The sequence below is a fragment of the Archaeoglobus neptunius genome (assembly GCF_016757965.1).
Lineage (GTDB): Archaea > Halobacteriota > Archaeoglobi > Archaeoglobales > Archaeoglobaceae > Archaeoglobus > Archaeoglobus neptunius.
In genome coordinates, this window is sequence record NZ_JAEKIW010000007.1 from 21,560 (window position 1) to 45,655 (window position 24,096).

General features: G+C 45.1%; 35 protein-coding genes and 2 pseudogenes. 12 read left to right on the forward strand and 25 right to left on the reverse strand.

Annotation, left to right across the window (positions count from 1 at the left end):
• Nucleotides 1-3: 3 nt before the first annotated feature.
• From JFQ59_RS06260 to JFQ59_RS06300, 9 genes are all read right to left on the reverse strand, one after another.
• Nucleotides 4-867 carry a cation diffusion facilitator family transporter gene (locus JFQ59_RS06260; RefSeq protein WP_202319565.1) on the reverse strand — a complete coding sequence of 288 codons (864 nt, stop codon included), beginning with the start codon at nt 865-867 and terminating at the stop codon, nt 4-6.
• The gene (serB, locus tag JFQ59_RS06265) at nt 864-2,021 is read right to left on the reverse strand and encodes a phosphoserine phosphatase SerB (RefSeq protein WP_202319566.1); all 1,158 of its coding nucleotides are present in this window, start codon (nt 2,019-2,021) and stop codon (nt 864-866) included. The genes JFQ59_RS06260 and serB overlap by 4 nt, the downstream gene beginning before the upstream one ends.
• A gap of 37 nt (nt 2,022-2,058) precedes the next feature.
• Nucleotides 2,059-2,664, reverse strand: a complete 606-nt coding sequence (locus JFQ59_RS06270) for a hypothetical protein (RefSeq protein ID WP_202319567.1) — start codon at nt 2,662-2,664, stop codon at nt 2,059-2,061.
• Nucleotides 2,631-2,801: a 4Fe-4S binding protein gene (locus JFQ59_RS12670; protein ID WP_202319568.1), complete on the reverse strand. Its 171-nt coding sequence runs from the start codon at nt 2,799-2,801 to the stop codon at nt 2,631-2,633. The genes JFQ59_RS06270 and JFQ59_RS12670 overlap by 34 nt, the downstream gene beginning before the upstream one ends.
• Nucleotides 2,758-3,147 carry a helix-turn-helix domain-containing protein gene (locus tag JFQ59_RS06280; RefSeq protein ID WP_202319569.1) on the reverse strand — a complete coding sequence of 130 codons (390 nt, stop codon included), beginning with the start codon at nt 3,145-3,147 and terminating at the stop codon, nt 2,758-2,760. Before JFQ59_RS06280 ends, JFQ59_RS12670 begins: the two co-directional genes overlap by 44 nt.
• Entirely contained in the window at nt 3,144-3,461 is a 318-nt protein-coding gene (gene trxA, locus JFQ59_RS06285) for a thioredoxin (RefSeq protein ID WP_202319570.1), read from the reverse strand. The genes JFQ59_RS06280 and trxA overlap by 4 nt, the downstream gene beginning before the upstream one ends.
• Nucleotides 3,448-3,723: an MJ0307 family thioredoxin gene (locus JFQ59_RS06290; protein WP_202319571.1), complete on the reverse strand. Its 276-nt coding sequence runs from the start codon at nt 3,721-3,723 to the stop codon at nt 3,448-3,450. Before JFQ59_RS06290 ends, trxA begins: the two co-directional genes overlap by 14 nt.
• A gap of 72 nt (nt 3,724-3,795) precedes the next feature.
• Nucleotides 3,796-4,857 (reverse strand): OBG GTPase family GTP-binding protein, encoded by a 1,062-nt coding sequence (locus tag JFQ59_RS06295; RefSeq protein ID WP_202319572.1) that lies wholly within the window; start codon nt 4,855-4,857, stop codon nt 3,796-3,798.
• A gap of 33 nt (nt 4,858-4,890) precedes the next feature.
• Nucleotides 4,891-5,478 carry a hypothetical protein gene (locus JFQ59_RS06300; RefSeq protein WP_202319573.1) on the reverse strand — a complete coding sequence of 196 codons (588 nt, stop codon included), beginning with the start codon at nt 5,476-5,478 and terminating at the stop codon, nt 4,891-4,893.
• A gap of 111 nt (nt 5,479-5,589) precedes the next feature.
• On the opposite strand from JFQ59_RS06300, the gene JFQ59_RS06305 reads away from it, so the two are divergent.
• Nucleotides 5,590-6,465 (forward strand): MBL fold metallo-hydrolase, encoded by an 876-nt coding sequence (locus tag JFQ59_RS06305; RefSeq protein WP_202319574.1) that lies wholly within the window; start codon nt 5,590-5,592, stop codon nt 6,463-6,465.
• Here the strand turns inward: JFQ59_RS06305 and JFQ59_RS06310 are convergent.
• Nucleotides 6,452-7,087 (reverse strand): TIGR00153 family protein, encoded by a 636-nt coding sequence (locus tag JFQ59_RS06310; RefSeq protein ID WP_202319575.1) that lies wholly within the window; start codon nt 7,085-7,087, stop codon nt 6,452-6,454. The two genes, JFQ59_RS06305 and JFQ59_RS06310, sit on opposite strands and share 14 nt — an antisense overlap.
• On the reverse strand, nt 7,084-7,554 hold the full coding sequence (moaC, locus tag JFQ59_RS06315; RefSeq protein WP_202319576.1) for a cyclic pyranopterin monophosphate synthase MoaC: 471 nt from the start codon (nt 7,552-7,554) through the stop codon (nt 7,084-7,086). The genes JFQ59_RS06310 and moaC overlap by 4 nt, the downstream gene beginning before the upstream one ends.
• A gap of 52 nt (nt 7,555-7,606) precedes the next feature.
• On the opposite strand from moaC, the gene JFQ59_RS06320 reads away from it, so the two are divergent.
• Nucleotides 7,607-8,131: a cysteine hydrolase family protein gene (locus JFQ59_RS06320; RefSeq protein WP_202319577.1), complete on the forward strand. Its 525-nt coding sequence runs from the start codon at nt 7,607-7,609 to the stop codon at nt 8,129-8,131.
• 136 nt (nt 8,132-8,267) lie between these two features.
• On the opposite strand, the gene JFQ59_RS06325 is transcribed toward JFQ59_RS06320, so the two are convergent.
• Nucleotides 8,268-8,645, reverse strand: coding sequence for a 30S ribosomal protein S8e (locus tag JFQ59_RS06325; RefSeq protein ID WP_202319578.1), 378 nt, complete (start codon nt 8,643-8,645; stop codon nt 8,268-8,270).
• A gap of 90 nt (nt 8,646-8,735) precedes the next feature.
• Between JFQ59_RS06325 and JFQ59_RS06330 the strand changes: the two genes are divergently transcribed.
• Nucleotides 8,736-9,362, forward strand: a complete 627-nt coding sequence (locus JFQ59_RS06330) for an MBL fold metallo-hydrolase (protein ID WP_202319579.1) — start codon at nt 8,736-8,738, stop codon at nt 9,360-9,362.
• Nucleotides 9,363-9,365: 3 nt separating this feature from the next.
• Here JFQ59_RS06330 and JFQ59_RS06335 read toward each other — a convergent pair whose 3' ends face one another.
• From JFQ59_RS06335 to JFQ59_RS06365, 7 genes are all read right to left on the reverse strand, one after another.
• On the reverse strand, nt 9,366-9,830 hold the full coding sequence (locus tag JFQ59_RS06335; protein WP_202319580.1) for a UPF0179 family protein: 465 nt from the start codon (nt 9,828-9,830) through the stop codon (nt 9,366-9,368).
• Between the two features lie 34 nt (nt 9,831-9,864).
• Complete coding sequence (locus tag JFQ59_RS06340) at nt 9,865-10,575, reverse strand: MBL fold metallo-hydrolase (protein ID WP_202319581.1); 711 nt, start codon at nt 10,573-10,575, stop codon at nt 9,865-9,867.
• Nucleotides 10,572-11,882 carry a CCA tRNA nucleotidyltransferase gene (cca, locus tag JFQ59_RS06345; protein WP_202319582.1) on the reverse strand — a complete coding sequence of 437 codons (1,311 nt, stop codon included), beginning with the start codon at nt 11,880-11,882 and terminating at the stop codon, nt 10,572-10,574. The genes JFQ59_RS06340 and cca overlap by 4 nt, the downstream gene beginning before the upstream one ends.
• On the reverse strand, nt 11,872-12,411 hold the full coding sequence (gene thpR, locus JFQ59_RS06350) for an RNA 2',3'-cyclic phosphodiesterase (protein WP_202319583.1): 540 nt from the start codon (nt 12,409-12,411) through the stop codon (nt 11,872-11,874). Before thpR ends, cca begins: the two co-directional genes overlap by 11 nt.
• A gap of 164 nt (nt 12,412-12,575) precedes the next feature.
• Nucleotides 12,576-13,484: a DUF7490 domain-containing protein gene (locus tag JFQ59_RS06355; RefSeq protein WP_202319584.1), complete on the reverse strand. Its 909-nt coding sequence runs from the start codon at nt 13,482-13,484 to the stop codon at nt 12,576-12,578.
• Between the two features lie 29 nt (nt 13,485-13,513).
• Nucleotides 13,514-13,693, reverse strand: coding sequence for a hypothetical protein (locus JFQ59_RS06360; protein WP_202319585.1), 180 nt, complete (start codon nt 13,691-13,693; stop codon nt 13,514-13,516).
• A 120-nt stretch (nt 13,694-13,813) separates the two neighbouring features.
• Nucleotides 13,814-14,635 carry a PD-(D/E)XK nuclease family protein gene (locus tag JFQ59_RS06365; RefSeq protein WP_202319586.1) on the reverse strand — a complete coding sequence of 274 codons (822 nt, stop codon included), beginning with the start codon at nt 14,633-14,635 and terminating at the stop codon, nt 13,814-13,816.
• A 147-nt stretch (nt 14,636-14,782) separates the two neighbouring features.
• Between JFQ59_RS06365 and JFQ59_RS06370 the strand changes: the two genes are divergently transcribed.
• From JFQ59_RS06370 to JFQ59_RS12795, 4 genes and pseudogenes are all read left to right on the forward strand, one after another.
• Complete coding sequence (locus tag JFQ59_RS06370) at nt 14,783-15,157, forward strand: type IV pilin (RefSeq protein ID WP_202319587.1); 375 nt, start codon at nt 14,783-14,785, stop codon at nt 15,155-15,157.
• 172 nt (nt 15,158-15,329) lie between these two features.
• Entirely contained in the window at nt 15,330-15,515 is a 186-nt protein-coding gene (locus JFQ59_RS06375; RefSeq protein WP_202319588.1) for an antitoxin family protein, read from the forward strand.
• A complete protein-coding gene (locus JFQ59_RS06380) occupies nt 15,512-15,949 on the forward strand; it encodes a type II toxin-antitoxin system VapC family toxin (protein WP_202319589.1) in 438 nt (145 codons plus the stop codon). Before JFQ59_RS06375 ends, JFQ59_RS06380 begins: the two co-directional genes overlap by 4 nt.
• Nucleotides 15,950-16,350: 401 nt before the next feature.
• Nucleotides 16,351-16,398: pseudogene (locus JFQ59_RS12795) on the forward strand (antitoxin AF2212-like protein); the annotation flags it as partial.
• Nucleotides 16,399-16,405: 7 nt separating this feature from the next.
• Here JFQ59_RS12795 and JFQ59_RS06385 read toward each other — a convergent pair.
• The gene (locus JFQ59_RS06385; protein ID WP_202319590.1) at nt 16,406-16,660 is read right to left on the reverse strand and encodes a type II toxin-antitoxin system RelE family toxin; all 255 of its coding nucleotides are present in this window, start codon (nt 16,658-16,660) and stop codon (nt 16,406-16,408) included.
• Entirely contained in the window at nt 16,657-16,863 is a 207-nt protein-coding gene (locus JFQ59_RS06390) for a hypothetical protein (protein ID WP_202319591.1), read from the reverse strand. Before JFQ59_RS06390 ends, JFQ59_RS06385 begins: the two co-directional genes overlap by 4 nt.
• Nucleotides 16,864-16,953: 90 nt before the next feature.
• Between JFQ59_RS06390 and JFQ59_RS12800 the strand changes: the two are divergent.
• From JFQ59_RS12800 to JFQ59_RS06415, 5 genes and pseudogenes are all read left to right on the forward strand, one after another.
• Nucleotides 16,954-17,055: pseudogene (locus JFQ59_RS12800) on the forward strand (antitoxin family protein); the annotation flags it as partial.
• 161 nt (nt 17,056-17,216) lie between these two features.
• A complete protein-coding gene (locus JFQ59_RS06400) occupies nt 17,217-17,594 on the forward strand; it encodes a PIN domain-containing protein (protein ID WP_330999858.1) in 378 nt (125 codons plus the stop codon).
• Between the two features lie 308 nt (nt 17,595-17,902).
• Complete coding sequence (locus JFQ59_RS06405) at nt 17,903-18,628, forward strand: hypothetical protein (protein ID WP_202319593.1); 726 nt, start codon at nt 17,903-17,905, stop codon at nt 18,626-18,628.
• A 4-nt stretch (nt 18,629-18,632) separates the two neighbouring features.
• Entirely contained in the window at nt 18,633-19,772 is a 1,140-nt protein-coding gene (locus tag JFQ59_RS06410) for a hypothetical protein (protein ID WP_202319594.1), read from the forward strand.
• 73 nt (nt 19,773-19,845) lie between these two features.
• Nucleotides 19,846-20,607 (forward strand): helix-turn-helix transcriptional regulator, encoded by a 762-nt coding sequence (locus JFQ59_RS06415; protein WP_202319595.1) that lies wholly within the window; start codon nt 19,846-19,848, stop codon nt 20,605-20,607.
• Here JFQ59_RS06415 and JFQ59_RS06420 read toward each other — a convergent pair.
• The 4 genes from JFQ59_RS06420 to JFQ59_RS06435 are packed head-to-tail and all read right to left on the reverse strand — an operon-like array spanning nt 20,597 to nt 24,096.
• Nucleotides 20,597-22,039 carry an RtcB family protein gene (locus JFQ59_RS06420; protein ID WP_330999854.1) on the reverse strand — a complete coding sequence of 481 codons (1,443 nt, stop codon included), beginning with the start codon at nt 22,037-22,039 and terminating at the stop codon, nt 20,597-20,599. The genes JFQ59_RS06415 and JFQ59_RS06420 overlap by 11 nt on opposite strands.
• A 22-nt stretch (nt 22,040-22,061) precedes the next feature.
• Entirely contained in the window at nt 22,062-22,913 is an 852-nt protein-coding gene (locus JFQ59_RS06425) for a DUF7847 domain-containing protein (protein WP_202319596.1), read from the reverse strand.
• Nucleotides 22,910-23,290 carry a hypothetical protein gene (locus tag JFQ59_RS06430; RefSeq protein ID WP_202319597.1) on the reverse strand — a complete coding sequence of 127 codons (381 nt, stop codon included), beginning with the start codon at nt 23,288-23,290 and terminating at the stop codon, nt 22,910-22,912. Before JFQ59_RS06430 ends, JFQ59_RS06425 begins: the two co-directional genes overlap by 4 nt.
• An 11-nt stretch (nt 23,291-23,301) precedes the next feature.
• Nucleotides 23,302-24,096, reverse strand: coding sequence for an alpha/beta fold hydrolase (locus JFQ59_RS06435; protein WP_202319598.1), 795 nt, complete (start codon nt 24,094-24,096; stop codon nt 23,302-23,304).

The following is a 24,096-nucleotide window of genomic DNA, read 5'->3' on the forward strand; positions in this document are numbered from 1 at the left end:
AGTTCATCCGAAAGACTCGTACACCTTTCTCCTCTCACCCTCGTGGGGACAGAAGTGGACGGAAATGTGCTTTACCTCGGGGTGCTGTTGCCTTATCGCATCTGCAATTTCTTCAGACAGCCTGTCTGCATTGGCAACGGTCATCTCACCATCCACCGTCACGTGAAGGTCGAGGTGTATCGAGTTCTCTCCTGCATAAATCCCAACCATATCATGAACCCCCCTGATACCTTTAATACCGGAGCAGATTTTCTCCACACTCTCGTAAAATCCGTCAGATGGAGACATTCCAAGCAGAACCCTCGCATTTTCTCTTACGATTTTTATGGAGTTGTAGAGAATGATCAGGGCTATGACGAGAGTCGCCACACCGTCAAAAATCGGATATCCTGCCCGGACAAGTCCTACACCCACTACAGCGGCGAGAGTTGAGAGAGAGTCGTTCATACTCTCAACCAGAAGGGTTCTGTTGAGTATCCCGCTCCTCCTTGCCGAGATTAGAGCAGCAAGAATCAGCAGTAGGAGAACCAGAAGTTCAGCGTAAATGGCAATCTCCGTGTTTTTGAATGATGATGGAGGATTCAGCACCTTTGTCATTCCCACCTTGATCAGTTCGAAGGACAGGAAGGTTACAAAACCAACACCCACTATCAGCGAGGCAACGTTCTTGACCATCTCATGTCCGAGGGGGTGGGTTGGGTCTGGAGCTTTACGAGCCAGTCTTTCTGATGTGATCAGGATTAAAATCATGGATATATCCACAACCGAATGTAGGGTGTCGGCCAGTATCGCTGAGTATCCGGATAGATAGTAGGCACCGGCCTTTATTCCCATGGTCACCAGATATATCAGCAGGATATCCATCATATTCTCTTGACAAATTCTGCAGGGAGCTTAAGAACGCTTGCCAGACCGACGAAGTTCTCCTTTGAGATGCTTCCATCGGCGATATCTTTGAGTGCCTCCTTGGCATTGAATGCTATGCCCAGACCTGCTCTCTCTATCATTAGCCTGTCGTTGGCACCATCACCAACCGCCACCACGTTTTCGGGACTGATCCCTTCCTTTTTTGCTATCTCTTCCACTATTCTCGCCTTCTCCTTTGCGTCAATTATTCTGCCTTTTATCCTTCCGGTGAGCTTTCCATCTTTTACCTCGAGCTCATTTCCGAAGGCATAGTCCAGGCCAAGCTCCTCCTTCAGTCTGTCTGTGAAATAGCTGAATCCACCGCTGACAACGGCCACCTTGTACCCTGCTTCCTTCAGACTCCTTACCAGTTCCTTTGCTCCCTCGGTCAGCCTTATTCTCGAATAGATCTTCTCCAGAACTTCAACGGGCAGACCCTGAAGCAGCTTAACTCTCTCCTCGAGTGCCTCCTTGAAGCTGATTTCACCTCGCATCGCCTTTTCGGTCAGCTCCGAAACTTCTCTGTCCACTCCTGCCTCCTTGGCAAGCTCGTCGATTATCTCTGCGTCAACCAGAGTCGAATCCATGTCGAATACTATCAGTCTCTTCTCCCTTCTGAAAGTTGAATAGGGCTGCATTACTATGTCGAGGCCAAGTCTCTCCGCCGCCTCCCTAAGCCTTCTTCTGATTTCAAAGGAATCTCTTTCACCCAGATCCACAAGAAACTCAATTGAGATAAGTTCTTCCCTTGCTGTGAGGCTGGTTTTTTCGATATTCACGCCAAACTCGAGAAATATACCCGTAACATCCCTGACTATTCCAATCCTGTCCTTTCCAAGGACTGTAACCACGTACAGGTTTTTCCTTGGTTTTTCCTTCCTTTTGAAAGGCGTAAGGCTGACGTGAACGTTGGTTCTCTCTGCAGCCTTCTGAACCTCTCTTTTCATGCACTCCTCATTCTCAACCTCCGCAACAATGAACATCACAAACATGCCCTGCAAAACCGTCTGTTCGATATCCACAATGTTTGCACCGCACTCTGCCAGCGCTCTGGCGATGTTATGCACGATTCCCGGTCTGTCCTCGCCGTACACAGAGACTGCAATTAGCTTCACAATGAAAGTGTATCTTATCGAATTTAAAACACTTTTTTTAATTGCTTAAAGTTTTGAAATGGTTCTCCACGAGCAGTGCGAAAAACCTGTTAATCTCGTAGAGCGGTGCTCTGAACCTACCAAACCCACCACATCCGACACTCGGACTTATCAAGCCCGCTCCCTTTAACTCTGCTATGACAACACCGCCATCTCTGCCGAATCTCATCGAAATGTCCACGATATCTTCTCCGCAAATAATCAGGTTTCTGCCCTTTTTGACAATCTCCTCAAAAATTTCCGCAAACTCCTCGGGCTCCGTCTCTCCGATATCCTTAAAGTATCTGACCACCGCACTTCTCCACTCCGCCTTTCCATTCTGCAGATCTTCGAAAAAATACCTGATTATGTAGGGTATCTCCATGCTGGATACCGAAAACAATCGCATTTTCCATGAGAGAGAGCCATAGACAGAGTTTACTGGGACTGCAAGCCTGTAGTAGTCAAGGGTAAGTGCAACCTCTTCATCAAGCTTATCTGCCGGGATAGTCCCCTCTCCGGAGTACTCTAAAACGAGCTTCAGTGCTCTTTCTGTGTAGGGGTCTCTACCCAGAATATCCAGAATTTCCTTCAGTCCATGACTATAAGAGCCCCGTACGGGCATGCTTTCACGCAGTCATAACATTCCTTGCATTTGCTGGCGTCGATTCTGACAACCTTTCCCCCCTCTCTGATTATCGCATCAGTGGGGCAGACCCTACTGCAGGTTCCACAACCCTGACATCCCAGTACTGCGATCATTAATAAACTCCTCCAGCGTTTTTCTAATTTTCATACACAGTTCTTCAACCACTCTCTCCACTTCCTCGGCAATTTTCTCCTTAGGGGCAGGTTTGTAAATAAAGTAGTAACCGCCGCCGTTAAGCGGCATTTTTATACGGTAGGCCATCCCTGCAATGAGCAATCTCTGCAGGGACTTGTAGACGGCACTCTCGCCCCTTCCAACCTCTCTGCTGATATCCTCTACCCTCTCTCTACCGTGCAGCAACGCCTCGTAAACCATCATGTCCACGGCGGTAAGGCCAAAAATGCATTCAAGCAGATTTCCGCAATTGAGGGTGGAAATCATTTCCTTTATGGACTTCATGATTGAAGGGCCTTGTTGATCTCAGCCTTCACCGCATTCTCGGGCATTGCTCCTATGAACCCGCCGACAACTTTTCCGTTCTTGAAGAACAGAACTGTCGGAATGCTTGCAATGCCATATTCAAATGCGATGTCCTGGTTCTCGTCCACATCCAGCTTGTAGAACTCTGCCTGCCCGTCATACTCTTTCTCAAGTTTTTCCAGGATGGGAGAGATGTACCTGCAGGGCATGCACCAGTCCGCATAGAAGTCAACCACCACCAGCTTGTCACCTTCTATTGCCTTTCTGAACTCCTCACCACTAAGATGCCTCATTCAAATCACCTCCTTTCAGTTTTCTTATCAAACTTCTCAGCTCACCTTCATCAGGCACACCGACTATCAGATACATATCGTTTATAACCAGGGCGGGAACCCCTCGAATACCATATTTGAGAGCCTCCTTCATACCCTCGTCAGTATTGACGGGAAGCTCTATTGCCAGCACTCCTTCCTCCTTCGCTACCTTGCTCACAACCTTTTCCGCCTTTGGACAGTACGGACAGGTTGGAGACGTGAACAGCTTCATCATGACCATTTTCCTCACCTCACTACTACATTGTTCAGCGTATATAAATGGTTTTACTGGTTTTGACAAAATCGGTAAAAACTAAGCATAAATAGTTACAGTATCTCCATCCATAACGACGTGATCGAGTCCCACCCTCTGGCCGTGAAACTTCACGGATTTGCCCCATACCTTTGCATATCTGAAATTCTCAATAAAGTCCCTGTGTAGCTTTCTGCAAATGTCTTCGACGGTTGCCCCTCTCCTTAAAATCATCGGATTTTCCATGTCTGCCTTTCCACCGGGCGGTTTGAGGAAGATCCTTATAAAATCGAGTTTTCTGTAAATTTCCTCTTTAAGCAGGTCGAGATTGATCCCCTTTTCGGCAGAGATTTTTATTGCGTTATCGACATCAACATCCATCAGGTCTATTTTGTTAACCACTGTAATTGACGGTATGTAAACTCTGTTTCCAGCAAGTGCGTCTATCAGCCTTTCAATGGTAATTTCCTCTCTGATGACGACATCTGCGCTGTGAATCCTGTACTCTCTGAGGATCTCCATAATGGTACTTTCGTCAATACTCTGTTTTACAGTTGAGCTTATTCTGACACCACCTCTCTCCTTTTTTCTTATCACAATGTCTGGAGGACTCTGATCGAGCCTGATTCCACCCTCGTAAAGCTCCTTTTTGACCACGTCTATGGTGTGGAGGTTGAAGACATCTGCCACAATTATGATCAGATCTGCAACCCTGACTGCAGAGATAACTTCTTTTCCCCTCCCTCTCCCCTTTGAAGCACCTTCGACTATGCCGGGAACGTCTATAATCTGTATGGCTGCCCCTTTGTAGTTCAGTATTCCCGGGACTGGTTTGAGGGTGGTAAAATCGTAGTCAGCGACCTCACTCTTTGCTCCCGTAAGCCTGTTAAGGATTGTGGATTTTCCAACCGATGGATAGCCGATAAGGACGGCAGTGGCGTCTCCTTCCTTTTTCAGGGAAAATGCTGCCTGTCTTCCGGTTTTTGCTCTCTGCTTCTCAGCTTCCTCTCTCAGTCTTGCAAGCTTGGCTTTAAGTCTGCCTATGTGATGCTCTGTTGCTTTGTTGTAGGGGGTCCTCTTTATTTCCTCCTCAAGCTCTCTGATTTGCTGCTCTATGCCCATCTAAAATCAGAGACTATTACCTGAATAAAATCCTTATTCTTTCAGAAAAAATACATCGCTCACCTCCGCAACACCACCATCAACTGCAAATTTCAGTCTGGCCACATACGAGTGGTAGGACAGATAGGACTCTTCGCCCTTCTTTATTTCTATCACGGTATCATGGAACGGCAACAGTTTTTCAGACAGCTCTCCAATGGTGCATGTGCATAGTATTCCGCTCTCGTGCTCGATGATCATCTCAACCGCTTTTGAAATGTCATATCCGAAAAGTTCGAGAAAGTTCACACCGAATGAAATGATAATTCGATTGTCAAAGGACATCATTCTCATAATCTGGCCGAGATCCTCGAATATCTCGAATTTTCCCACCATATTCAGAAGTGAACACTCCTTTCTAGCCCCTATAGCCACAGCGTCACCGTACACCGGAAAATCGAACTTTCTGCCGAGATAGTTGATTCTCTCAACTGCTGCGTCGGTCCAGAGTACCCAGAAAGGCTCTCCAAACTGCTCGTAGAGCCATTTGCCCACGGTGTAGAAGCTGAGCACGTCTGGAAAAGAGATCATTATCCTGTCACCGTCATCGGCCTTGTTAAAGATGTTTGCGATTACATCCATAGCACAAGTCTTTGAAGAGTAAAAATAAGATTTTCCCATGAAAATAAAATTTCTATAGAGCAAGTTCAAAACTGTAATTACTTTTTTAAACAGCGTAGGCAGTGGCGAGAGGTGGAAATTGAGGTGGTGAAGTTTAAATCGCCTCTGGGCAATCCCGAGCAGATTTACGTCTATGTTATTGATCGGAAATTGATAATAGATGGTGGTTTTTGCAGCCCCACCCATTCTCTAGAGCTTCATGAATACGGAGTTGAAAACTGCGTGATCACCCACCACCATATTGACCACGTCGGACTGGTGTTTTTCTCGGATTATAGAGTAATGATTCATCCAAGGGAAATCGGTTATATTGAAATTTACTCCAACCCTGAAAAGTTCATAATGGCCTTTTCAAAGCTTTTTGCGTCCTACGGTGTTGGTGGAAGGTATGAAAAAACTCTTGAAGTGCTGGTGTCTCTCAATCTAAAGCCAAAAGCAAAAATTTGTAACTTTAGCGGTTTGAAAGATGTCAGAGTTGTTGAAACTCCCGGCCACAGCCCGGGTCATACAGCATTTCTTGTGGACAAGTGCCTTTTTTCCGGAGATCTCGTGCTCAGCGATACGACCCCGAACATAAGCTTTTATCCCGGCTACACGAGTGGTGTGGATGACTATTTGGCTTCTCTGAAAAAGATTTTGGAAATGGAGATTGACGTGGTATATCCCGCTCATGAGAGGATTATAAAAAACCCGGAAAAGAGGGTCTATCAGCTTATGGAGCACTGCAAAAAAAGAGCTGAGGAAATTTACCTTGCGGTAGAAAATACGGCCACACTGGAGGAAATCGCTTCGAGGGTTAACTGGAGCATTGGATGTTACCGGGATTTTGACGACCTCAATAAATTCATGGCGTTGAATGAAACTCTTGCTTTTTTGACCTATCTCGAAAGACAGGGTAAAATCAAAAGGAGGATTGAAGATGGAGTCATCAAATTCACCGTATGCTGACGCTTAATACCTGAATGGTGTCGGCAGCATCTTCCATAAGGTCGCTGACGTTGATGAGCTTTTCAACAAACTTTATGAAGAAGTACCATTCAGCGTAATTTCCAAAATTGATACCTTTCAGTTTCTGATAAATTCTGCTCTTGATGCTGTCCACTTCCTCCTCAGATATTTTTATTTTCAGCAGAATCTCACTCAGGTTGCCATCCTGGAGGGCTTTAAATGCATCAGAAAGCTGGTAGGCCATCCTTGAGTTAATTTCAGCGACTCTGGTGAAGTCTCCCCTTATCTCGTCCGGTATCGTTTTTACAAGAAGAAACAGTACTGCGATATCTTCAAGTTCGTCCAGAATTTCGTCCAGTTCCTCGGCAAGATTGCAGAAATCCGATCTGATTGCAGGAATGAACGCACCGGAGTGAATTTTAATCATGATGTCCCTTCTTATCGCATCACCCATTTTCTCTGCCTCGCACACGTCACCAACAACAGCTTCGTCGTTCCGCTCAATAATCATTTTCATAAGCTCGCAGGTATCTATTATAATGCCAATCTGCTCGGCTATTAAATTCAAAACTTCCCTCTCCCTCTCTCCTCCGAAAACAAACTTTCTTATTCTGTCAATCATTTCCTACACCCTTTAACCTTCTCGACAACCCTCACAACCTCGATTAGAGTTCTGGGATAGTTTCCGTGCTCGTCCTTCTCCAAACTTTTCACCATATCCCATATTGTGAGCAGGGCAACGCTAACTCCTGTAAGCGCCTCCATCTCCACACCTGTTTTTCCCCTTGATCTGACCGTGCATCTGACCTTTATCCCGACGCTCTCTATATCGAAGTCAAACTTTACGGATGTGATCGGTATCGGGTGGCACATCGGGATAAGCTCGGGTGTTTTTTTGACGGCCAGAACGCCGGCAATATTGGCTGCTGCGATGACGTTGCCCTTTGCAACATCTTTCTTTAAAATTGCCTCTATGGTGGAACTCCTGAGTCTGATGTAGCCCTCAGCAACAGCGATACGATCAACATCCTCTTTCTCCGATACATCAACCATTCTAACCTTTCCATCCTCGATGTGCGTGAAGGCCATAATCAATGTTTTCACAGGTAAAAATATATCTTCCCCACTTCTACCAGTAAATATGGAGGCTCTAATTGTTGTTGACATGCAGAAGGATTTCTGCTATAAAAACGGAGCACTCTATATCCCGAATGCGGAGGATATCTTCGAGCCAACTGCTAGGATTGTGAATAAAGCCAGAAGGAAAATGCCTGTAATTTTCACTCAGGACTGGCACAGAGAGGATGATGTTGAGTTCAAAATCTGGCCGAAACACTGTGTTATGAACACTGAGGGGGCGGAGGTAATAGATGAGCTTGAACCTCAGGAAAAAGACTACTTTATCAGAAAAAGGAGATATTCTGCCTTTTTCGGTACCGATCTTGATCTGTTGCTCAGAGAACTCGGGGTGGAAAAACTGTACATCTGCGGGGTTGCAACGAACATATGTGTCCTTCACACCGCAGGCGATGCGGCATTGAGGGGCTATAAAGTGGCAGTCATAAAAGACTGCACCAAGGCATTGAGCGACTACGAATACGAGTACGGCATCAGGCACATGGAAAGCATCTTTAAAGCTGAAATTATCAGTTCTGAAATTTTTTAAAATTAAAATTTATATAAAGCACTATTTCTTGCGAAAGGTTTATTAACTCTGGTCATCCATATTCTATGGGGTGCCGGTGCATCGGTACCAGCTATCCCGCCGTCACCGCTGTGTTTTGTTTTTAGTCGGCACCCCTCTACTCAATTAGTACGGCGTTTATAACTCCTTCCTGACTCGGGCGGTTCGTAACCCTCGCTTTGCCGATTTCAGTGGCTATTACTGCTCCCTTGGTGACAACGTTTCTTCTCGCATAATGGACGTGGGCGGGATTTTCAACAACACTTTTTATCTTCACTCTCACAACCTTCTTTTGTTTTGGATCGTAAACGTTAGCGTAACTTTCAGCGAACAGCTTAATCTTGTAGTTGCCCCCTCTAACCCTGACCTTTTTTATCTTCCTCTCGCCCACAAGCGTTTCAACCTGCTCTCTTCCCAGTTCATACTTTCTCTTTTTTCTCGCCCTTTTGTAGAACCCTCCAGTTGGTTTTCTTCTGCTTCTTCCCTGCCAGATCATAAGACATCCACTCCTGATACAGAATAAAACCCTTCCGCCTTAAAAAGTTTAGCAGCGGTAAGATTTATAACAATTAAATGTACTACTGCTATGGCGGAGAGCAGTTTTGTATTCAGTGGTGTGGAGGTAACGTGGCTGAAGCATGCGGGTTTCAAGATTAAAGGGTCGGTTGTTGTGTACATAGATCCTTACGAAATCCCGGAGGGGCTTGAAAAGGCGGATGTAATTCTGGTAACACATGACCACTTTGACCACCTGGACATCAGGAGCATCAGAAGAATCTCGAAGGACGACACCGTTGTTGTTCACCCGGCGGGGTGTATAATCGAGGGTTTCAGGAGTTGCGGGGTCAATATGCAGGAAACCACGGAGGTGAAGGGAGTTAAGATCAGGGCTGTCCCGGCCTACAACATAGACAAACCCTTCCACAAGGGAAACAGCGTTGGCTACATCATCAACATTGACGGGGTGAGTATTTACCACGCCGGAGACACGGACAGGATTCCGGAGATGAAGGAGATTGAGGTTGATATCGCCCTTCTACCCGTTGGCGGAACGTACACAATGAATCTTGAAGAGGCAATTGAGGCAACCAGAGACATCGGAGCAAAACACTACATCCCGATGCACTACGGCGCTATACCGCAGACCGAGGCTGACCCGGAGGAATTCAGAAAAAGAGTTAAGGGAGCAGTGGTTCTCAAACCGCTATTTTAATTTTTATTCCCCTTCAAGCCTTCGGATTTCCGCCACAACAACGCTGTGCCCTTTCTGGCATTGCTCGGGTGCATCCCCTATAATTCTCTCGACCACAACAGATTCTCCACTGTTCAATTCCACAGGGTGGCAGAGCGAGTACATGCTGCAGTTGAGTACATCGCACTTTCGCTCCTCGTAGTGGAATTTGGCCCCCTCCACCGCTATTTTTGAGTCAATTATGGCAATGATCGGTAGCTCGACAACCTCAACAGCCACAACACCCTCATCATGCAGCGGGCATTCGTGAATTGTGCCATCTCTCAGACCAACAATCTTGTACTTTGCCCCTTCTCTGAGCCTGAGACAGGCCTTTTTTATCTTGCAGTTCTCGCATTCAGCCTTTCCGCCGAGGAAAATAAACTCGGTACCTATTTTTGCCCAGTCTTTACCGCATAAAGTGATAATCTTGTTAACCTCTTCATCCATGAGCATCACCTTAGCTTCTTTGTCCGGCACTATTTTAAATTTTGCTCAATCTCATCATATCCTCTGCAATAACAGCATCGCAGTCGAGGTACTCCAGAATTTCGTCTCTCACCCTGTGTGTCATTGGGTAGAGATGGGTGAGATAAATTCTTTCAGCTTTGCAGCTTTTCAGGCAGCTTTTCAGATTTTCAGGGGTTGTATGGGTGTCAGCAATGTAATTAAAGGGCAGGGAGAGTTCGTGGATCATTATTGCGCATTCAGCGGATATAAACTCCTCAAAAGCCCTTGTGTCTCCGCTGATGGCAATCGCATCTTCAATAACGTATCCCTGACTCTCAATCGAGTGGATTGTTGGAATAGCCTTAAACCTGACATCCCCTATTGCAAATTTGCTACCCTCTTCGACGTCAAAGCTCAGTTTATTTCTTAGATACGGATAGGCTTCCAGGAGGGATTCGATGAAGTATCTGGTGCCGGGTGGACCGAATATTTTCAGGGTACTGCAGTCCAGCAACCATCTTGCCTTCAGAATGTTAAGCAGGTCTCCGTTGTGGTCGAGGTGATGATGGGTGATGCACACGGCATCGATCTCGTCCAGTCCCACTCCGAGCTGCTCCAGCCTGTGGTAGCACCCTATCCCGCAGTCGATCAGCACCTTTTTGTCGTCAAATTCAAGTAGCACCGAGCTCTGCGCTCTGTTTTCAAACGGAACTGCCACGCCTGTGCCCAAAAACGTCAGCCTCATACCTTTACCCCCATCAGCTCGCAAACTTCGTGCAGTACAGGCTCAGAAAGAAGTTCATCTCCACTCAAAATTTCAAAGTGCTTCGAGATCGATTCACCAACATTTTTTCCAAGTGTATGCCAGTTTTTCGAGACGTAGTTGCTTACCGCCTCCCCGGGAGTTGTGTATCTGCGGTACTCAAATGCCCACCATCTGCCGTTTTCGATGAATGGTTTAAATGGTCTGTTTCTGGACAAAAACTTTCTCACGTTCTTTTCATCCTCAAATTGCGGACCGAGACGTTTGAAAACCTTTGATAGCTCTCTTACCTGGCATTCGAAGATCAGATAGCAGCTTTCCGCTGCTTTGTAAGTGTAGCGAAGCGGCATGAAGTTCTCTCTCTCGAGAAACTCAAAAATTTTTCTTGCAGCCCTCTCAAGCTGCGGATACAGATTGTCATCAACGATGTCAGGCCTGGTGAACTTCACGGCGAAGAGGGCGGTACCCCTGGTTTCCAGCACGTCTTTAACAAGTCCGGGATTTATCTGGGGCTTTTGGGGTGGTAGGAAGAATCCGATGTCCGGATTCTCGAGAAACCGTCTGGAGATGTGGACGAATTTTGCAAGGTTGTCGAGACTTAAGTTGGCAGCAACATTCCTCTTCTCGTCCACAGGATCCACGACAAAAAACCCCTCTCCCTTTCTTACCACCCTATTTGCGATATCAATGACTGTCCTTCTCGTCCAGTGTCTCGCATTTTTAAGAACTTCAACAAAGGATCCGTAGAATACAACCAGAAGTTCGCAAAGGTAGCCCGAGAACCCCCTGACCTTGTACTCTGCTCCGTAGATGTTGTGTGCCTTCAGAAAGCCTTTCAGCAGTCTTATATCATTCTCCTTCCCCTTCACCCTGTCCTTCAGCCATCTATGGTGAAAGGGCGTTCTGTCAACAGCAGATTTTATTCTTCTTGCGTCTTTCAGCTTGTAGCAGGGAACGACATCAACATCGACGCCATTCAGGGTGCCGTGTACGTATGGATGCTCCGCATATCTTATTTCGTAATCATCCAGAACAGATTTACCGATTTCCAGCCCGTTCTCTCTGAGTTCGTCCTTTGACATCCCCTCAGGAAAGAGAAGGAAAACGTCTATCTCCAGATTTCCTTTGAGCCATGTATTTCTGGCATAGCTGCCGACAAACATGTACTCCACACCGATACCGTCAAGCCTCTTTCTAAGTTCCCTCTCAGCCTCCTTTGCCCTCCTGATCTCCTCCTGATCGGGGACAACGAGCTTTAACGCCTGCTCGATAATTTCATCAACCTTCATGGCCGAAAACCCTCAAATCTTTGTATACTGGACCCTGAGGTTTCAAAATACTCTGTTTCAGCTTGAAATCTCTCACTTCCATCTCTCCAAAACGATCCTTTGCCCATTTTTCGATAATTTCACTCACACCCGGATTTTTTCTTTTCACTCTCGCAACGGTAAGGTGGGCTGAGAACTCTTTGTCTCTCCTGAATCCGAGCTTTTTTAGATTCCCATGCACGGAATCAGCTAGCTCTCTCAGTTTTCCATCGTCTCTAACTCCAATCCAGATTACCCTCGGAGCTCTAACACTGGGAAACGCCCCCATGCCTTCAAAGGAGATTCTGAACGGTTCAAAACTAATTTTTGATAGCGAGTCTTCAATTGCGGGAACCTTGCTTTCACCAACTTCTCCCAGGAATAGGAGGGTAATGTGAAGATTTTCCGGTTCAACAGCTTTTATCCCGTTTAGCCGTGAGAACTCCTCAATCACTGGAGTCACATTTCTTCTTACATCATCGTCCAGGTCTACTGCAACAAACAGTCTCATCAGTTTACAGACCTCTGACTGGATTATTAACTTTTGGACTCTGTACTGCGGTGTTTATAGGAACCGGAAAATGGGCAGACATCCATATGTTCGGGGCAAACTCGTTGAAATACAGTCAAAAAAATGAGAATTTTGTCATGGCGATCAATTTTCTCGCAAGCATCTCAAACCTTGCCTTTTTGCCTCCTCAACGCCAGGGCGCCTCCAATGGCAGCGAGACCGACAGCAACTTCAAAACCCGGGATAGCCCCTGAACGGCGAGCGTAATCCTCTTCATTCTTGACGAACCTGTCTACCTCGAACTCCATATTCTCCTCCTTAACACCTTCAGGGATGATCTTTTTTGGAGCGAGATTCAGATAATCCTTCCAGGTTTTCACGAGCTTTCCGTTTCTCCAGATTTCAAGTTTGACCACGTAGTTGTATTTCTTTGGCACTGTGAAATCTGCCTCAACGATGTTGGTCTTTCCGCCTTCAAGGGTGATGTTTCTCCATTCATCCCCCACAAGAACGTTGGATTCGGACTGAACGACCTTCGTTCTGGCTACAACGTCATAGTCAGACAAGCTCTCGATGTAAAATCTTGATTTAAAGCTAACAGTTTCGTTGTCACTTCCTGTTAGGAGAAAATCTGCACCGGCCATTGATGCTTTGAGCGTCATATCCTCCGGTACAAGATATCTCAGGTTCCTCACGTTTACATGCGTTGTATCGTAGATTCTTTCTCCCTTCTTCAGTATAAGCTTGAGCTGATAATCGCGAGTTTTCTCAAAGGGAATCGTGAATTCAGCCCTGTAGTATTTTCCATACCCTGTGAAGCTCTTGCTGTATTCTCCTACCAGCAGGTTTGTTCGCACGTCGTATATCTTTGCCCCGATCTCAAAACGATTGAAGCTGGGAGTCTTATCTATGTCAATAAGCAGAGTTATCACTGCGTGACTCCCGTTTACACTCTCCAGTCTCATGTCGATCTCTCCAAACCTTCCGTAGCTCTCCGTCATGTTGATGGCAACCACAATAGCGGAGATTGCGATGATTATTCCTATTGCTACCACTACCAACTTGCCATTCATGTTGTTAGTTGGTATCAAGTGTAAAAAATTTACTTCATAACCCTCTTAACAAGTTCGAGAGCTGCCTGCGTTTCGTCATCCATCTTCTCCTGCAGAAACACATGCTTCAGAACGGCTTTTGCAAGGAAACTTTCCAGCAACTCAGACGTCTCCGGATCGAGGCGTTCCGGATTGTAGTTTGCCAGAATTTCATCGAGCAAGTCGGTCATTCTTCCCCTCCGTACTCTTCCACCTCTTCGGGATGCAACCTTCTGAGCACTTCAATGCTGCTGATCCAGATTCCGGACATCATAAAGTTCATTTGACATCGAATCAAATAAACTTTTCGCTCAGTCGGTGCATAAACCTCTGACAGCGCACGATCTGCACTTCCATTCCTGCTTTGTTTTCACCGCTTCTCTCTCGCCAGTCCAGAACATCCTTGCAAACTTCAGGGCTTTGCTCACCCATACATCGTCCATTCTGCAATTCACAACACCAAAGACCTCACCAGATTTGCGGTGCTCATAGACAATATCTATCTCATTCGAAACAGGTGGCAGCATCTTAAAGAGGCGTGTCATCTTCAAGGCAAGTTCACAAATTCTCCTTTCGCCTATTCCGGCCCGTTCAGCAAAATCCCTGCTTATCATTGCCCTCTCACCAATAAGATATGCAGCTTTCAGGTTTTTTGAGAAATCCTGCTCTGAAAGAAGATTCAGCATTCTGTTGTAAAGCATTGCCTGAAGTTTGTGTGGTGTGCTTTCGGGTATTTTTCTACTTTCTCTTGTCTTTCTTTCAAGAATTCTTGTTTCGCCATTCGTAAGTCTGATCTCGTCAATGGATCCGGTTAAGTACCATTCTCTTTCATATCCAACGTCAGCAACGAGAAAAATCTCTCTTGCTATGCCCGAACTCAGAAACTGTGATGTGGAGAGGCTGGAAAGGTAGATCTGAAGTCCCAGCCAGTCCAGGAAGTTCTCCGGTTCTGGGAAGGCATCTCTCATGGCAAGTTTTCTGTGCACTCTCTCTCCAACAGACATGCTCTTGGTTTTTTCTCTGATTCCATATACTAGCTTGATTTCAAGCTTCTTTTCGCACCAGAACTGTTCGACTACTCTGCTTACGGGTATTCTCCTTGCATACCTTCTTTTTATTCTGGACAGCTTCAATGCTGATTTGTGGTAGCAGCTGTTAATTTATTTTTCCGGTGAAAAATTTCCACCTTTTAACCGAACAGAACGAAAACTTTATATAGGCGATATTGTTATTATAATAATGTTAATGGTGGCCTATGCCACTGACAGGGAGGTGGTTGGATGAGAAGGTTGGATGAGAAGGGTGTGTCGCCAGTGATCGGCGTTATACTGATGGTGGCAATAACCGTCATACTGGCGGCAGTAATTGCGAGCTTTGTGTTTGGGATGGGATCAAGGTTGGAGCCTGTAAAGACACCTGGGTTTACCGTTACGCGAGTAAATAACTCGTATATACAAATTACGTTTACAAGCAAGGGTGGTGCCACAACTGTTGAGAATTGTAATATAGCAGAGCCATCTTCTGCAAAATGGACTACAGCTTGGGATCCAAGTGTTGGGGACACAAAGACTGCAAATGTTAATACTGGTACGCATCTTGTAATGACGTGCGATGTTGACGGAAAAACACAGGTTGTATTAGATACAACTGTATAACTGTTTTAGTAAAAAAAATTGAATTTAAATTTTTATTTTTATATTCTGTTATTTCAAATATTTAGTTTTCGATCACTGATGTTCCCACCTCCGACTGTCTGTTGAATCCTTAGCCTCCCTCACCTCATACTCAGACGAAACCTATTTTTAATTCCCCAACACAACTAACATTATGCCCAAAATCATAGAGGCGGTGTACGAGAACGGGGTGTTCAAACCCCTCCAAAAGGTTGATCTTAGGGAGGGGGAGAAAATTAAACTAAGATTAGAAGAGGAGGGGATAGCCGACATTATCAGAAAGTACAGCATAAAGGTAAAACAAGATGCCTTAGAAGAGTTTCTTAAGGAGAGAAGATGACTGTTGTTGATACTTCTGTGTTCATTGATGCTCTATTCAGGTTCAATGAAGAGAGGTCAAAATTAGCGGGAAAGGTGTTTGAAGTTTTACAGGTGCATAGAATTACGATTTTAGAGCCAGAAATCTTCAAAATGGAGCTAATTGGACAGCTTGTCAGGAGGATTCCAAAACGAGAAGCAATCGTACTTTACGAAAAGCTCGTGGATAAAGTGAACTTCATCGAATTTAAAGTTCTAAACGAAATAGCATTTTCAATATGTTTTGAAACCGGATGCAGAGCAATTGATTCGTATTTCATCGCAACGGCAAAGCTGACAAACTCGATTCTCATAACCAATGACAAAATTATGGCTGAGAATGCGAAAAAGGCTGGAATTAAAGCTTATTATCTTATAGAAGAATTTAGCGATTTGATGAAGAAGCTTTTAGAATAAAAAGTTCCCTTATCCGAAAAATTACCGGTACAATTGTTCTGGCAGGAACATTGTTCTTACTCCACCTCTACTCTCTAACGACAGTAACTTTATTGATATATGTGTTATCTATTCCTCTCTGTAGTCATATTGGTTCCTCTCATGTTTTTGATAGATTAAACGAGCAAACGAAAGCAGACCTACCGATCATCCTCCTGATCTCCGACAGAACCCTCGGCTACTTCTCCCCCTACGACATCCACTTCTGCCTGCCGTTGCTCGACAGATTTATAGAGTTCCTGATCTGGCTTAAGTCCTTTTGAGTTTGAATAATCCTCACTCCCGCATTCTCATCGAATTCTCAGCCTTCTCACCTCATACTCAGACGAAACCTATTTTTAGATTCCCGAACAACTACATCTATGCCCAAAATCATAGAGGCTGTGTACGAGAACGGGGTGTTCAAACCTCGGACAATCACAGACGATCGTAAATTCTTTTCCTCCAATCAACCCTCACAACGAGAACGATACTCTTTTCAAAATTGATTTTAACGATGATCCGAATTTTTCCAACCGGGATGCGATAGTACTCCCCTTTTATTTTCTTTATGTCGAGAGAGAAGGGATTTTCGAGGCGTTCGATCGTCCTGAAAATCCTTTCGAGATCCTTTTTTCCGAACTGCTTGAGATCTTTTATTGCTCTGTCAGAGAGTCTGACTTCGAATTTCATTCGAGTCCGAGCTCCTTCTTCGCTTCTTCGATCGTGTAAACTCTCATCTCTCCGCTCTCACAAGCCCGTGTTATCTCCTCGATCTCTTTCAATTCCTCCTCGCTCAACTCGTCAAAAAGCTCTTCTTCGATTTTTCTTAGCCTCATGTCGATCTCCTGAAGCTTTAACTTGATCTCTCGAAGAAGTTCAATTGCTTCATTCATATACTTGGTTTGAATTGAGAAAATAAAAAAGTTATCTTCGGCATTTCTCGGAAACGAAACCCTTTTCTTCTTCTCAAGCCAAATAACACCATGCCCAAAATAATAGAAGCCATCTACGAGAACGGGGTGTTCAAACCCCTCCAGAAAGTGGATCTGAAGGAAGGGGAGAGAGTGAAGATAAAAGTAGAAAAAACATAAAAACGGATCTAGAGAAGTACAGGGGTATATTTGGAAAATCGAGCATGAAAGAACTCCAGAATATTGAATGGGAGGTAATTATGTGATATTTGTTGACACAAACGTGTTTTACAACTTTCTTTTTGAAACCGAGTTAACCGACAAGGGCTACAAAAATACTCGAAATGTATGAGGAGTACTGTACAACGTTTACTGTGCTTAACGAACTTGTATATGTGGTGTCCAGAAAGTTGGCTGAGAGAAAGTATGGAATTCGAACTTATCACGAATTCAGGTCTCTGGTCGCTGAGAATGGATATAACTTCTGCCTTCAAGAAATCAAAAGTGTGAAAGAGTTTGTTGATGACCTTAGAATAACTCTGCTCAGTGATTATCAAGATGTGAACGCAGTTTGCAGAATTATGGAGAAATACCGTCTCTTGCCAAACGACGCCTTAATCGCAGCAACATGTAAACACTACGGCATCAGAAAGATAGCTACATTCGATGAAGATTTTAAGCGGGTTGATTTTCTTGAAGTGGTTGAAATTTAGGAGCAGTTTAATCTCCGACATGGTTACCCACTCCTACCCCCACTTCCGCCTACCGTGCTGATCGAGCTTCTGGTCTGGCTGGAAGGTCTGCACAACTTGCAGCACCTCCACATCCAACCGATAGCGAAACCCTTTTCTTCGCTTAGTGGATTGGTAACGTTTCTAAAACTTTTTGAGAGCTTTATGCAGATCTCGTGTAAAGCTAAATTCACTAAAAGTCAGGCTATAAGTTGACAGTCAACAGAATTTTTGAGAATTAAATATACTTCTTAAAAAAATTTATATGCTAACTATCGACACGAAGTAACATGAAGATGCAAATTGCCATCCTGTTGTTTTTAATAACTGTAACACCTGCGACCGGCTGGGAGCTGCTTGATGGTCCGGTGATAAAAAGTGTATACAAAGACTGGGATGGAGAGAACTGGCTTATTGTTCAGGCCTATTCTGATACTGCAGGAGAACGATGGATCTACACTCCAAGTCAGTATTCAACTGTACTCACGCATCAGTCATGCACATTTGGTTTTGGTTATGGCGAGGGCAAATGCTACTTCGGAATTTGTTATTTACCTGACTCACGAGAACACAAAATCGTCGTTAAGGCGGAAAACACACCATCCAACGTTAGAATCACCGATCCATTTGGATACGACAATGAGGAGCGGCAAAGCATTCCAGAAATCGTTCGATTTGCACTCGATGCACTGTGGAATTTCGCAGTGTCGTATATTAAATTGCCATTACCTTCTCCATGGGGACTCATGCTGCAGGAGGAGGGAAATAGACTGGACATATCTAGAAGTAGCGACTTAAAGGAATGTACGTTTCGATTTAAAGCAGAACCGAATTTACAAGGTGCTGATTGGTTGTGGTACATCGACAAACCGGTAAACGCTGGGTGGTATTTCATCAGTGTCTATGTCCAAGCAGAAGCTGGTTTGTTTATTTCATCGCTGCATGGACAGGGATTTGTTAAAGTCGAGGATGTCAGTCTGCTCATGTGGCCGAATTTTAAAGTATATAGGGGGTGATTAAATGAGAAGGGCATATTTGGTGATTGTAATTGTCTCTGCATTTATCAGCGCTGCCACGATCAACGCAGTTATGTTTGACACCAAAATCCACGAACTCAGAGAGACACTTAAATTAGAGTACAAGCGTATAAATTTAATCGAACCGGACAGAATCCTGATAGGGAGGGCGATAGCGATAGCAGAGGAGTTGATTTCTTCCATCAATAAATCAGCAATTCCAGAAGAAATGAGGGGTACCTACTTGGAATCCACAGAACTTCTCAGCAAGGCAAAAACAGGAACATCGTGGGACAGCCTGATTAACGCTCGCAAATCTGCTGTTGATGCTCGTATGATTCTGGCGTATGGCGAGGTGAAGAGAGGAGAGCTGACAAAAGACAGAATACTTAAGGAAAGAGCAATTTTAGATAAAAAATTGAAAGAAATCGAGTCCAGCACTTCATACCACTGCTCCGATCTTTCCGGCTGCATACCTTATTCAGAAGTTGAGGAGAGCATTTACTCAGCAATAAAGTGGCTTGACCAAATCGATCAACTTGAGCCGATCTTCAAAACTTCAAAGGAAAGGGCTCTAATTTATGCTGCCGGGAGTATCGAGGCTGCTGAGGGAAACTTGGATGACGCCGAATATCTTTTGAAGCAAATTTCCAGAACTGAAAAGCGTCTTGATGGTTCAAGATACATCGATTCGGTGTACAGAAAGCTGTCAAAGAATGTGGAATTGGAAATTCAGAAATGCAGTGATATTAATGGAACTTTTGCCGAACAAACCTGTAAAGAAGCGGTTGGATACTACGAACGTGGAGTTGAGAAGTTTAAATTGGGATTAAAGGCTTCATCCATCGTCGATGTTATTGCTGCCAAGGCGTTGTTAGGCTGTGTGGATGACATGCTGAAAATCCCCGATCCGTGGAATTCAAGTGCTGTAGACAGTAAGTCCATTTACGGGGCAAAGCTCTCCGCTGTCAGCTCAGTAAACAGAGCATCCAGTAAAATCGCAGCGATGGTTGCTGAAGAGGACATCAAAGCTGGAGATAAGCTGGTCAAAAGGATTATTGAAACTGGAAGGAGTGGAGAAGCTGCGAATCTCGCATATGCTCTGTATCTCAGGGCAGCAGGCGTTGCGAATTTAAAAATCTAAATTTTACCAATCAAACAATTTTTTTGCGATGTAACAGCAAATATCTTTTTAAACTTAGATTGACATTACATCAATGTCACACGATGTTAACTACAGAAAATTGTTCACTCCAGCGAAATACAGACTAATTCGAGAGTTGCAAACCCCAAAAAGACTTGCAGAATTATCAAGACAATTGAAAATCAGTAAGCAGGCAGTACATGCTCATCTACAAGAGCTTATTCGGATTGGATTTGTTAAAAAGTCCGGAAATATGTTCTTCATAACAAAAACAGGAAAAATTTTCTTAGATAAGGTCCGAGAAGTAACCGAGCTGACGAGTGTACTTACAAATTTAGGTGAATTCCTGAATACTCATGACTTAACACCTATCCCCCACGAAATGCTCCTCAAGATTGGAGATTTACAAAACGCTAAAGTTGCCGTCAGAAAACCATATGAAATTGATGAGCGTTTTTTGAGTATAATATCCGATTCAAAGTGGGTTCTCGGTTTATCAACAGTATATCATCCAGAGTACCCATCAATTTTTTGCAAGCTATCCACTAAAGCAAATGTTTGTTTGATACTTCAAAAAGATATCTACGAGAAAGTCAGAAAACGGAATTATGATGAGCTAGTAGATTATCTGAGGAGGGGCGAAATGTATATTTGCGAAGGAGCTAATTTAAACTTCATTGTAAGTGAGAGTGGTTTAATCATGGGTCTATACACAAACGATGGCATATATGATAGTTCAAGCTTCTTAATTTGTAGAAGTAAAAGTGCTTCGGAATGGGGAGCTAAATTATTTAGATACTACCTTAAAAAATCGCAAAAAATATTTAACCCTTAGCCACACCCAAAGGCTTTAACCTCGCCACAAGCCTCGAAATCCCCGCCCTGTGTACGACATCAACAACATCATCGCTCAGCTTGTAGGCTTCTGGAGCCTCTTCAGCCAGCAAAGCCCCGTGAGTTGCCCTGACATAAATTCCTTTCCTCTCCAGATTCTGCTTCACAACATTGCCCCTCAATTTCCTCTTCGCAGCAGCCCTGCTCATAACTCTCCCACTACCATGACACGTGCTGCCAAAAGTTTCCTCCATCGCCTTGGCCGTGCCTACAAGAACATAGCTCGGCGTTCCCATGCTGCCTGGAATCAGCACGGGCTGCCCGACATCGCGGTAGTCTGCAGGTATCTCATCGCTTCCCGGACCGAAGGCCCTCGTAGCTCCCTTTCTGTGCACGCAGACCTTCACCTTCTTCCCATCAACCCGATGCTCCTCAAACTTCGCAATGTTGTGCGCAACATCGTATATCAGATCCATTCCCAGTTCATCTTCACCCATTCCGAAGACCTTCTGGAAAGTCTCTCTCGTCCAGTGGGCTATGATCTGCCTGTTGCACCATGCGTAGTTTGCTGATGCAGCCATCCCGGCAAAGTAGTCCTGCCCCTCCCTGCTGTTTATCGGAGCGCAGGCTAACTGTCTGTCGGGCAGCTTTATGCCGTACTTCCTCACAGCCCTGTCCAGCACCTCCAGAAAATCCGTGCAGACCTGATGCCCCAGTCCTCTGCTCCCGCAGTGGATCATCACCGTCACCATCCCCTCTTCCAGCCCGAAAACCTTTGCAACCTTCTCGTCGAAAATCTTATCCACATACTGCACCTCAAGGAAGTGGTTTCCGCTCCCCAGAGTTCCGAGCTGAGGTCTGCCGCGATCCCTCGCCTTCCTGCTCACGACCTCAGGCTTTGCACCATCCAATGCTCCATTCTCCTCGCAGTGCTTCAGATCCTCCTCCCAGCCGTATCCATTCTCAACAGCCCATTTGGCTCCGGTTACAAAAATCTCGTCCAGCTCCCTATCGCTGACCCTCAACCTCCCCTCGCTGCCAACTCCCGAGGGCACCGCCACGAACAGTTCATCGATGAGCTTCCTTATCTTACCCTTTACATCATCCACTTTCAAATTGCTCCTCAGCAATCTGACACCGCAGTTTATATCGAATCCGACCCCTCCAGGGGACACGACTCCACTATCGACATCAAAGCCCGCAACCCCGCCTATGGGGAAGCCGTAGCCCACATGCACGTCGGGCATAACGAGAGAGGCCATCTGAATCCCGGGCATCGTCGCCACATTTGCAGCCTGCTCCACAGCATCCCTCTCAAGTATCTGCATCAGCTTCCTGTTTATGTAGAAGTAAGCAGGAACTCTCATTCCCCGCTTATAACCTTCGGGCAATTCCCATTTGTAATCCGTAACCTTTTTCAAAACATTCTCCATGTCCTTAAGTCAGTCAGACGATTTAAAGCATTTTACTTTTCCTTTTATAAAGCTCGATCCACCACAATGTTGTGATGGGGCCCACAATAAGCCAGCCGGAAACGGCCGACAGGGCATAGCTGATAAGCACGCCTTTCAACCCAAAAAACCGGAGAGGATAAAAAGGCAGCCCTACAAGCGTTGCTGTAAAGACAACAAAAAGCCAGAAAATGACAGTTTCGGAAACAGAAGCTCGCAAAACCCTGTATCCTCTCCTTATCCCACTAAGTGTCCCTTCTCCATCAATGACGATTGCATACGGGACAAAAGTGAAGAGAAACTGGATTAGGCTGGTGAGTCCTAAAAGCAGCAGCATCCACAGAAAGAAGGCAAGGGCTGAGTAAACAAGGCTGTGTACATTGTTCGGATTAACTCCCTTCAAAATATGGTAAAGCGGTACTGCACCGGCAAAAATTGCGGACTGGATCAGGAGATTAAACCGAAGAAACGGAAAATAGCGTGATTTTGCATGTTTCAGTCCGTCACCAAGCCGAACGTTGCACTTCAACGCATCACTGCAGACTTTTATCCACCAGGCTTTGAAAAAAGTTTCTGTTATCGTGTAAACCAGTATTCCAACCATTATTGCAGAAAATATCAGATCAAGGTTCTCCATGTACTCTGTGAATAGGTTTCCAACGTATTTTTCACTTATACCAGCTATCTTGCCTGTAAAAATTAATTCCGGAAGCTCGGGAGAAATCTTGTATACGATAAAAGCCGTTAGCAGCAGAAAAATTGCCGAGCTTATCACACCATAAGAAAAAAATGGGATACACGTAATTTTATGCTCTTTCCACGTGTACCAGCCCTTTCTGACGATCTCCCAGATCATACTCCGAAGTACTCCTTCACATGGGGGCGTGTGAGGTAGTAGAGTATCACTGCACCTATCACAATCCCGACCACGCCTGCTGGTAGAGTTAGCAGTGACTGGAGTACGTTGAGGGCAGTCAGTATCACGGAAATCCACCACGCCCAGCTTGCCCCAATCCAAAGACCGTAACCCACGATTATGGCTACAGCTCCGAGAACTACAAAGATTAATCCGCCCACGGAGAATATGAGTGATGCCAGTGGGCCAAACTCCTCAAATGCGCTTGGTGGGATCACGGCTGACAACCAGACCAGGGTTACAGCACCTATGAAGCAGAAGATTCCACTGATAAAGTTCAGCAGGGCCAGTAGTGTCACACCAAGTGGCCTGTCCATGCAATGTTTTATCAAAAACTAAATTTAAATTTTACTGTGGAAAGGAAGCTGTCAATTGCTTCATTAACATCATCGGGCCTCTCAAGCATGACACAGTGTCCCGCATCCGGAATCACAACCAGCTTAGAATCCCTTATGATTCTGTTGAGCTCTGCAGATTTACTCACAGGTAGCATAGCGTCACTCTCCCCCACGATCAGCAGTGTGGGTTTGTCTATCCTCGATGCATCTTTTCTGAGATCGATTTTTGTGAGAGTTCTGTAGACGTTCAAGGCAGAGTGCTGTGGTGTGTGCTTCATTGCCTCCATCCATCCCCATTCTTTCAGATCTCCTGCATTTTTGCCAAATGACATGTTCGCAACGATCCTAGAAGACGGGATGTAGGCAATTCTGGCGATGATTTTTGCCAGGGGGTAGCCGTATTTATGAAATGTTCTGATTCTTGCACCTCCACCGATCAGTATCAGTGCCAGAACTTTTTCTGGATATTCGACGCAGTACTTCATGGAAATCATTGTTCCGAAGGAATGTCCGATGAGTACGAACCTCTCAAGCCCAGCGTCTTCAATAACACATTCAACATCAGAAACGAAGTTTTCAAATTCGTAATATTTTTTGTCAGCCGGTTTGTCTGACCTGCCATGCCCCCTGCTGTCGATGAAGAGCATTCTGTTGGAAAAGTGTCTCCTCTGCTCTCTCCAGAAGTTCATGTTTGCGGTCCATCCGTGGATGAAGACCAGTGGAGGCCAGTCACCCTCCTCAATTTCGTAGTATATCCGGATGTTCCCGTTTGCTGCATATGGCAT

Coding starts and splice junctions, on each gene's coding strand:
- JFQ59_RS06410 (WP_202319594.1), top strand. CDS start 18,633: ATGAGAAGGGCATATTTGGTGATTGTAATTGTCTCTGCATTTATCAGC.
- JFQ59_RS06310 (WP_202319575.1), bottom strand. CDS start 7,087: ATGATTGACAGAATAAGAAAGTTTGTTTTCGGAGGAGAGAGGGAGAGG.
- JFQ59_RS06290 (WP_202319571.1), bottom strand. CDS start 3,723: ATGGTCATGATGAAGCTGTTCACGTCTCCAACCTGTCCGTACTGTCCA.
- JFQ59_RS06340 (WP_202319581.1), bottom strand. CDS start 10,575: ATGAGGCTGACGTTTTTGGGCACAGGCGTGGCAGTTCCGTTTGAAAAC.
- JFQ59_RS06335 (WP_202319580.1), bottom strand. CDS start 9,830: ATGGATGAAGAGGTTAACAAGATTATCACTTTATGCGGTAAAGACTGG.
- JFQ59_RS06300 (WP_202319573.1), bottom strand. CDS start 5,478: ATGGATGTAATCGCAAACATCTTTAACAAGGCCGATGACGGTGACAGG.
- moaC (WP_202319576.1), bottom strand. CDS start 7,554: ATGGCCTTCACGCACATCGAGGATGGAAAGGTTAGAATGGTTGATGTA.
- JFQ59_RS06435 (WP_202319598.1), bottom strand. CDS start 24,096: ATGCCATATGCAGCAAACGGGAACATCCGGATATACTACGAAATTGAG.
- JFQ59_RS06420 (WP_330999854.1), bottom strand. CDS start 22,039: ATGGAGAATGTTTTGAAAAAGGTTACGGATTACAAATGGGAATTGCCC.
- thpR (WP_202319583.1), bottom strand. CDS start 12,411: ATGAGACTGTTTGTTGCAGTAGACCTGGACGATGATGTAAGAAGAAAT.
- cca (WP_202319582.1), bottom strand. CDS start 11,882: ATGAAGGTTGATGAAATTATCGAGCAGGCGTTAAAGCTCGTTGTCCCC.
- JFQ59_RS06355 (WP_202319584.1), bottom strand. CDS start 13,484: ATGAATGGCAAGTTGGTAGTGGTAGCAATAGGAATAATCATCGCAATC.
- trxA (WP_202319570.1), bottom strand. CDS start 3,461: ATGAGGCATCTTAGTGGTGAGGAGTTCAGAAAGGCAATAGAAGGTGAC.
- JFQ59_RS06375 (WP_202319588.1), top strand. CDS start 15,330: ATGCCCAAAATCATAGAGGCGGTGTACGAGAACGGGGTGTTCAAACCC.
- JFQ59_RS06370 (WP_202319587.1), top strand. CDS start 14,783: ATGAGAAGGTTGGATGAGAAGGGTGTGTCGCCAGTGATCGGCGTTATA.
- JFQ59_RS12670 (WP_202319568.1), bottom strand. CDS start 2,801: ATGATCGCAGTACTGGGATGTCAGGGTTGTGGAACCTGCAGTAGGGTC.
- JFQ59_RS06405 (WP_202319593.1), top strand. CDS start 17,903: ATGAAGATGCAAATTGCCATCCTGTTGTTTTTAATAACTGTAACACCT.
- JFQ59_RS06330 (WP_202319579.1), top strand. CDS start 8,736: ATGGCGGAGAGCAGTTTTGTATTCAGTGGTGTGGAGGTAACGTGGCTG.
- JFQ59_RS06415 (WP_202319595.1), top strand. CDS start 19,846: ATGTCACACGATGTTAACTACAGAAAATTGTTCACTCCAGCGAAATAC.
- JFQ59_RS06280 (WP_202319569.1), bottom strand. CDS start 3,147: ATGAAGTCCATAAAGGAAATGATTTCCACCCTCAATTGCGGAAATCTG.
- JFQ59_RS06270 (WP_202319567.1), bottom strand. CDS start 2,664: ATGCCCGTACGGGGCTCTTATAGTCATGGACTGAAGGAAATTCTGGAT.
- JFQ59_RS06425 (WP_202319596.1), bottom strand. CDS start 22,913: ATGATCTGGGAGATCGTCAGAAAGGGCTGGTACACGTGGAAAGAGCAT.
- JFQ59_RS06430 (WP_202319597.1), bottom strand. CDS start 23,290: ATGGACAGGCCACTTGGTGTGACACTACTGGCCCTGCTGAACTTTATC.
- JFQ59_RS06295 (WP_202319572.1), bottom strand. CDS start 4,857: ATGGGCATAGAGCAGCAAATCAGAGAGCTTGAGGAGGAAATAAAGAGG.
- JFQ59_RS06360 (WP_202319585.1), bottom strand. CDS start 13,693: ATGACCGACTTGCTCGATGAAATTCTGGCAAACTACAATCCGGAACGC.
- JFQ59_RS06385 (WP_202319590.1), bottom strand. CDS start 16,660: ATGAAATTCGAAGTCAGACTCTCTGACAGAGCAATAAAAGATCTCAAG.
- JFQ59_RS06260 (WP_202319565.1), bottom strand. CDS start 867: ATGATGGATATCCTGCTGATATATCTGGTGACCATGGGAATAAAGGCC.
- JFQ59_RS06390 (WP_202319591.1), bottom strand. CDS start 16,863: ATGAATGAAGCAATTGAACTTCTTCGAGAGATCAAGTTAAAGCTTCAG.
- JFQ59_RS06320 (WP_202319577.1), top strand. CDS start 7,607: ATGGAGGCTCTAATTGTTGTTGACATGCAGAAGGATTTCTGCTATAAA.
- JFQ59_RS06325 (WP_202319578.1), bottom strand. CDS start 8,645: ATGATCTGGCAGGGAAGAAGCAGAAGAAAACCAACTGGAGGGTTCTAC.
- JFQ59_RS06380 (WP_202319589.1), top strand. CDS start 15,512: ATGACTGTTGTTGATACTTCTGTGTTCATTGATGCTCTATTCAGGTTC.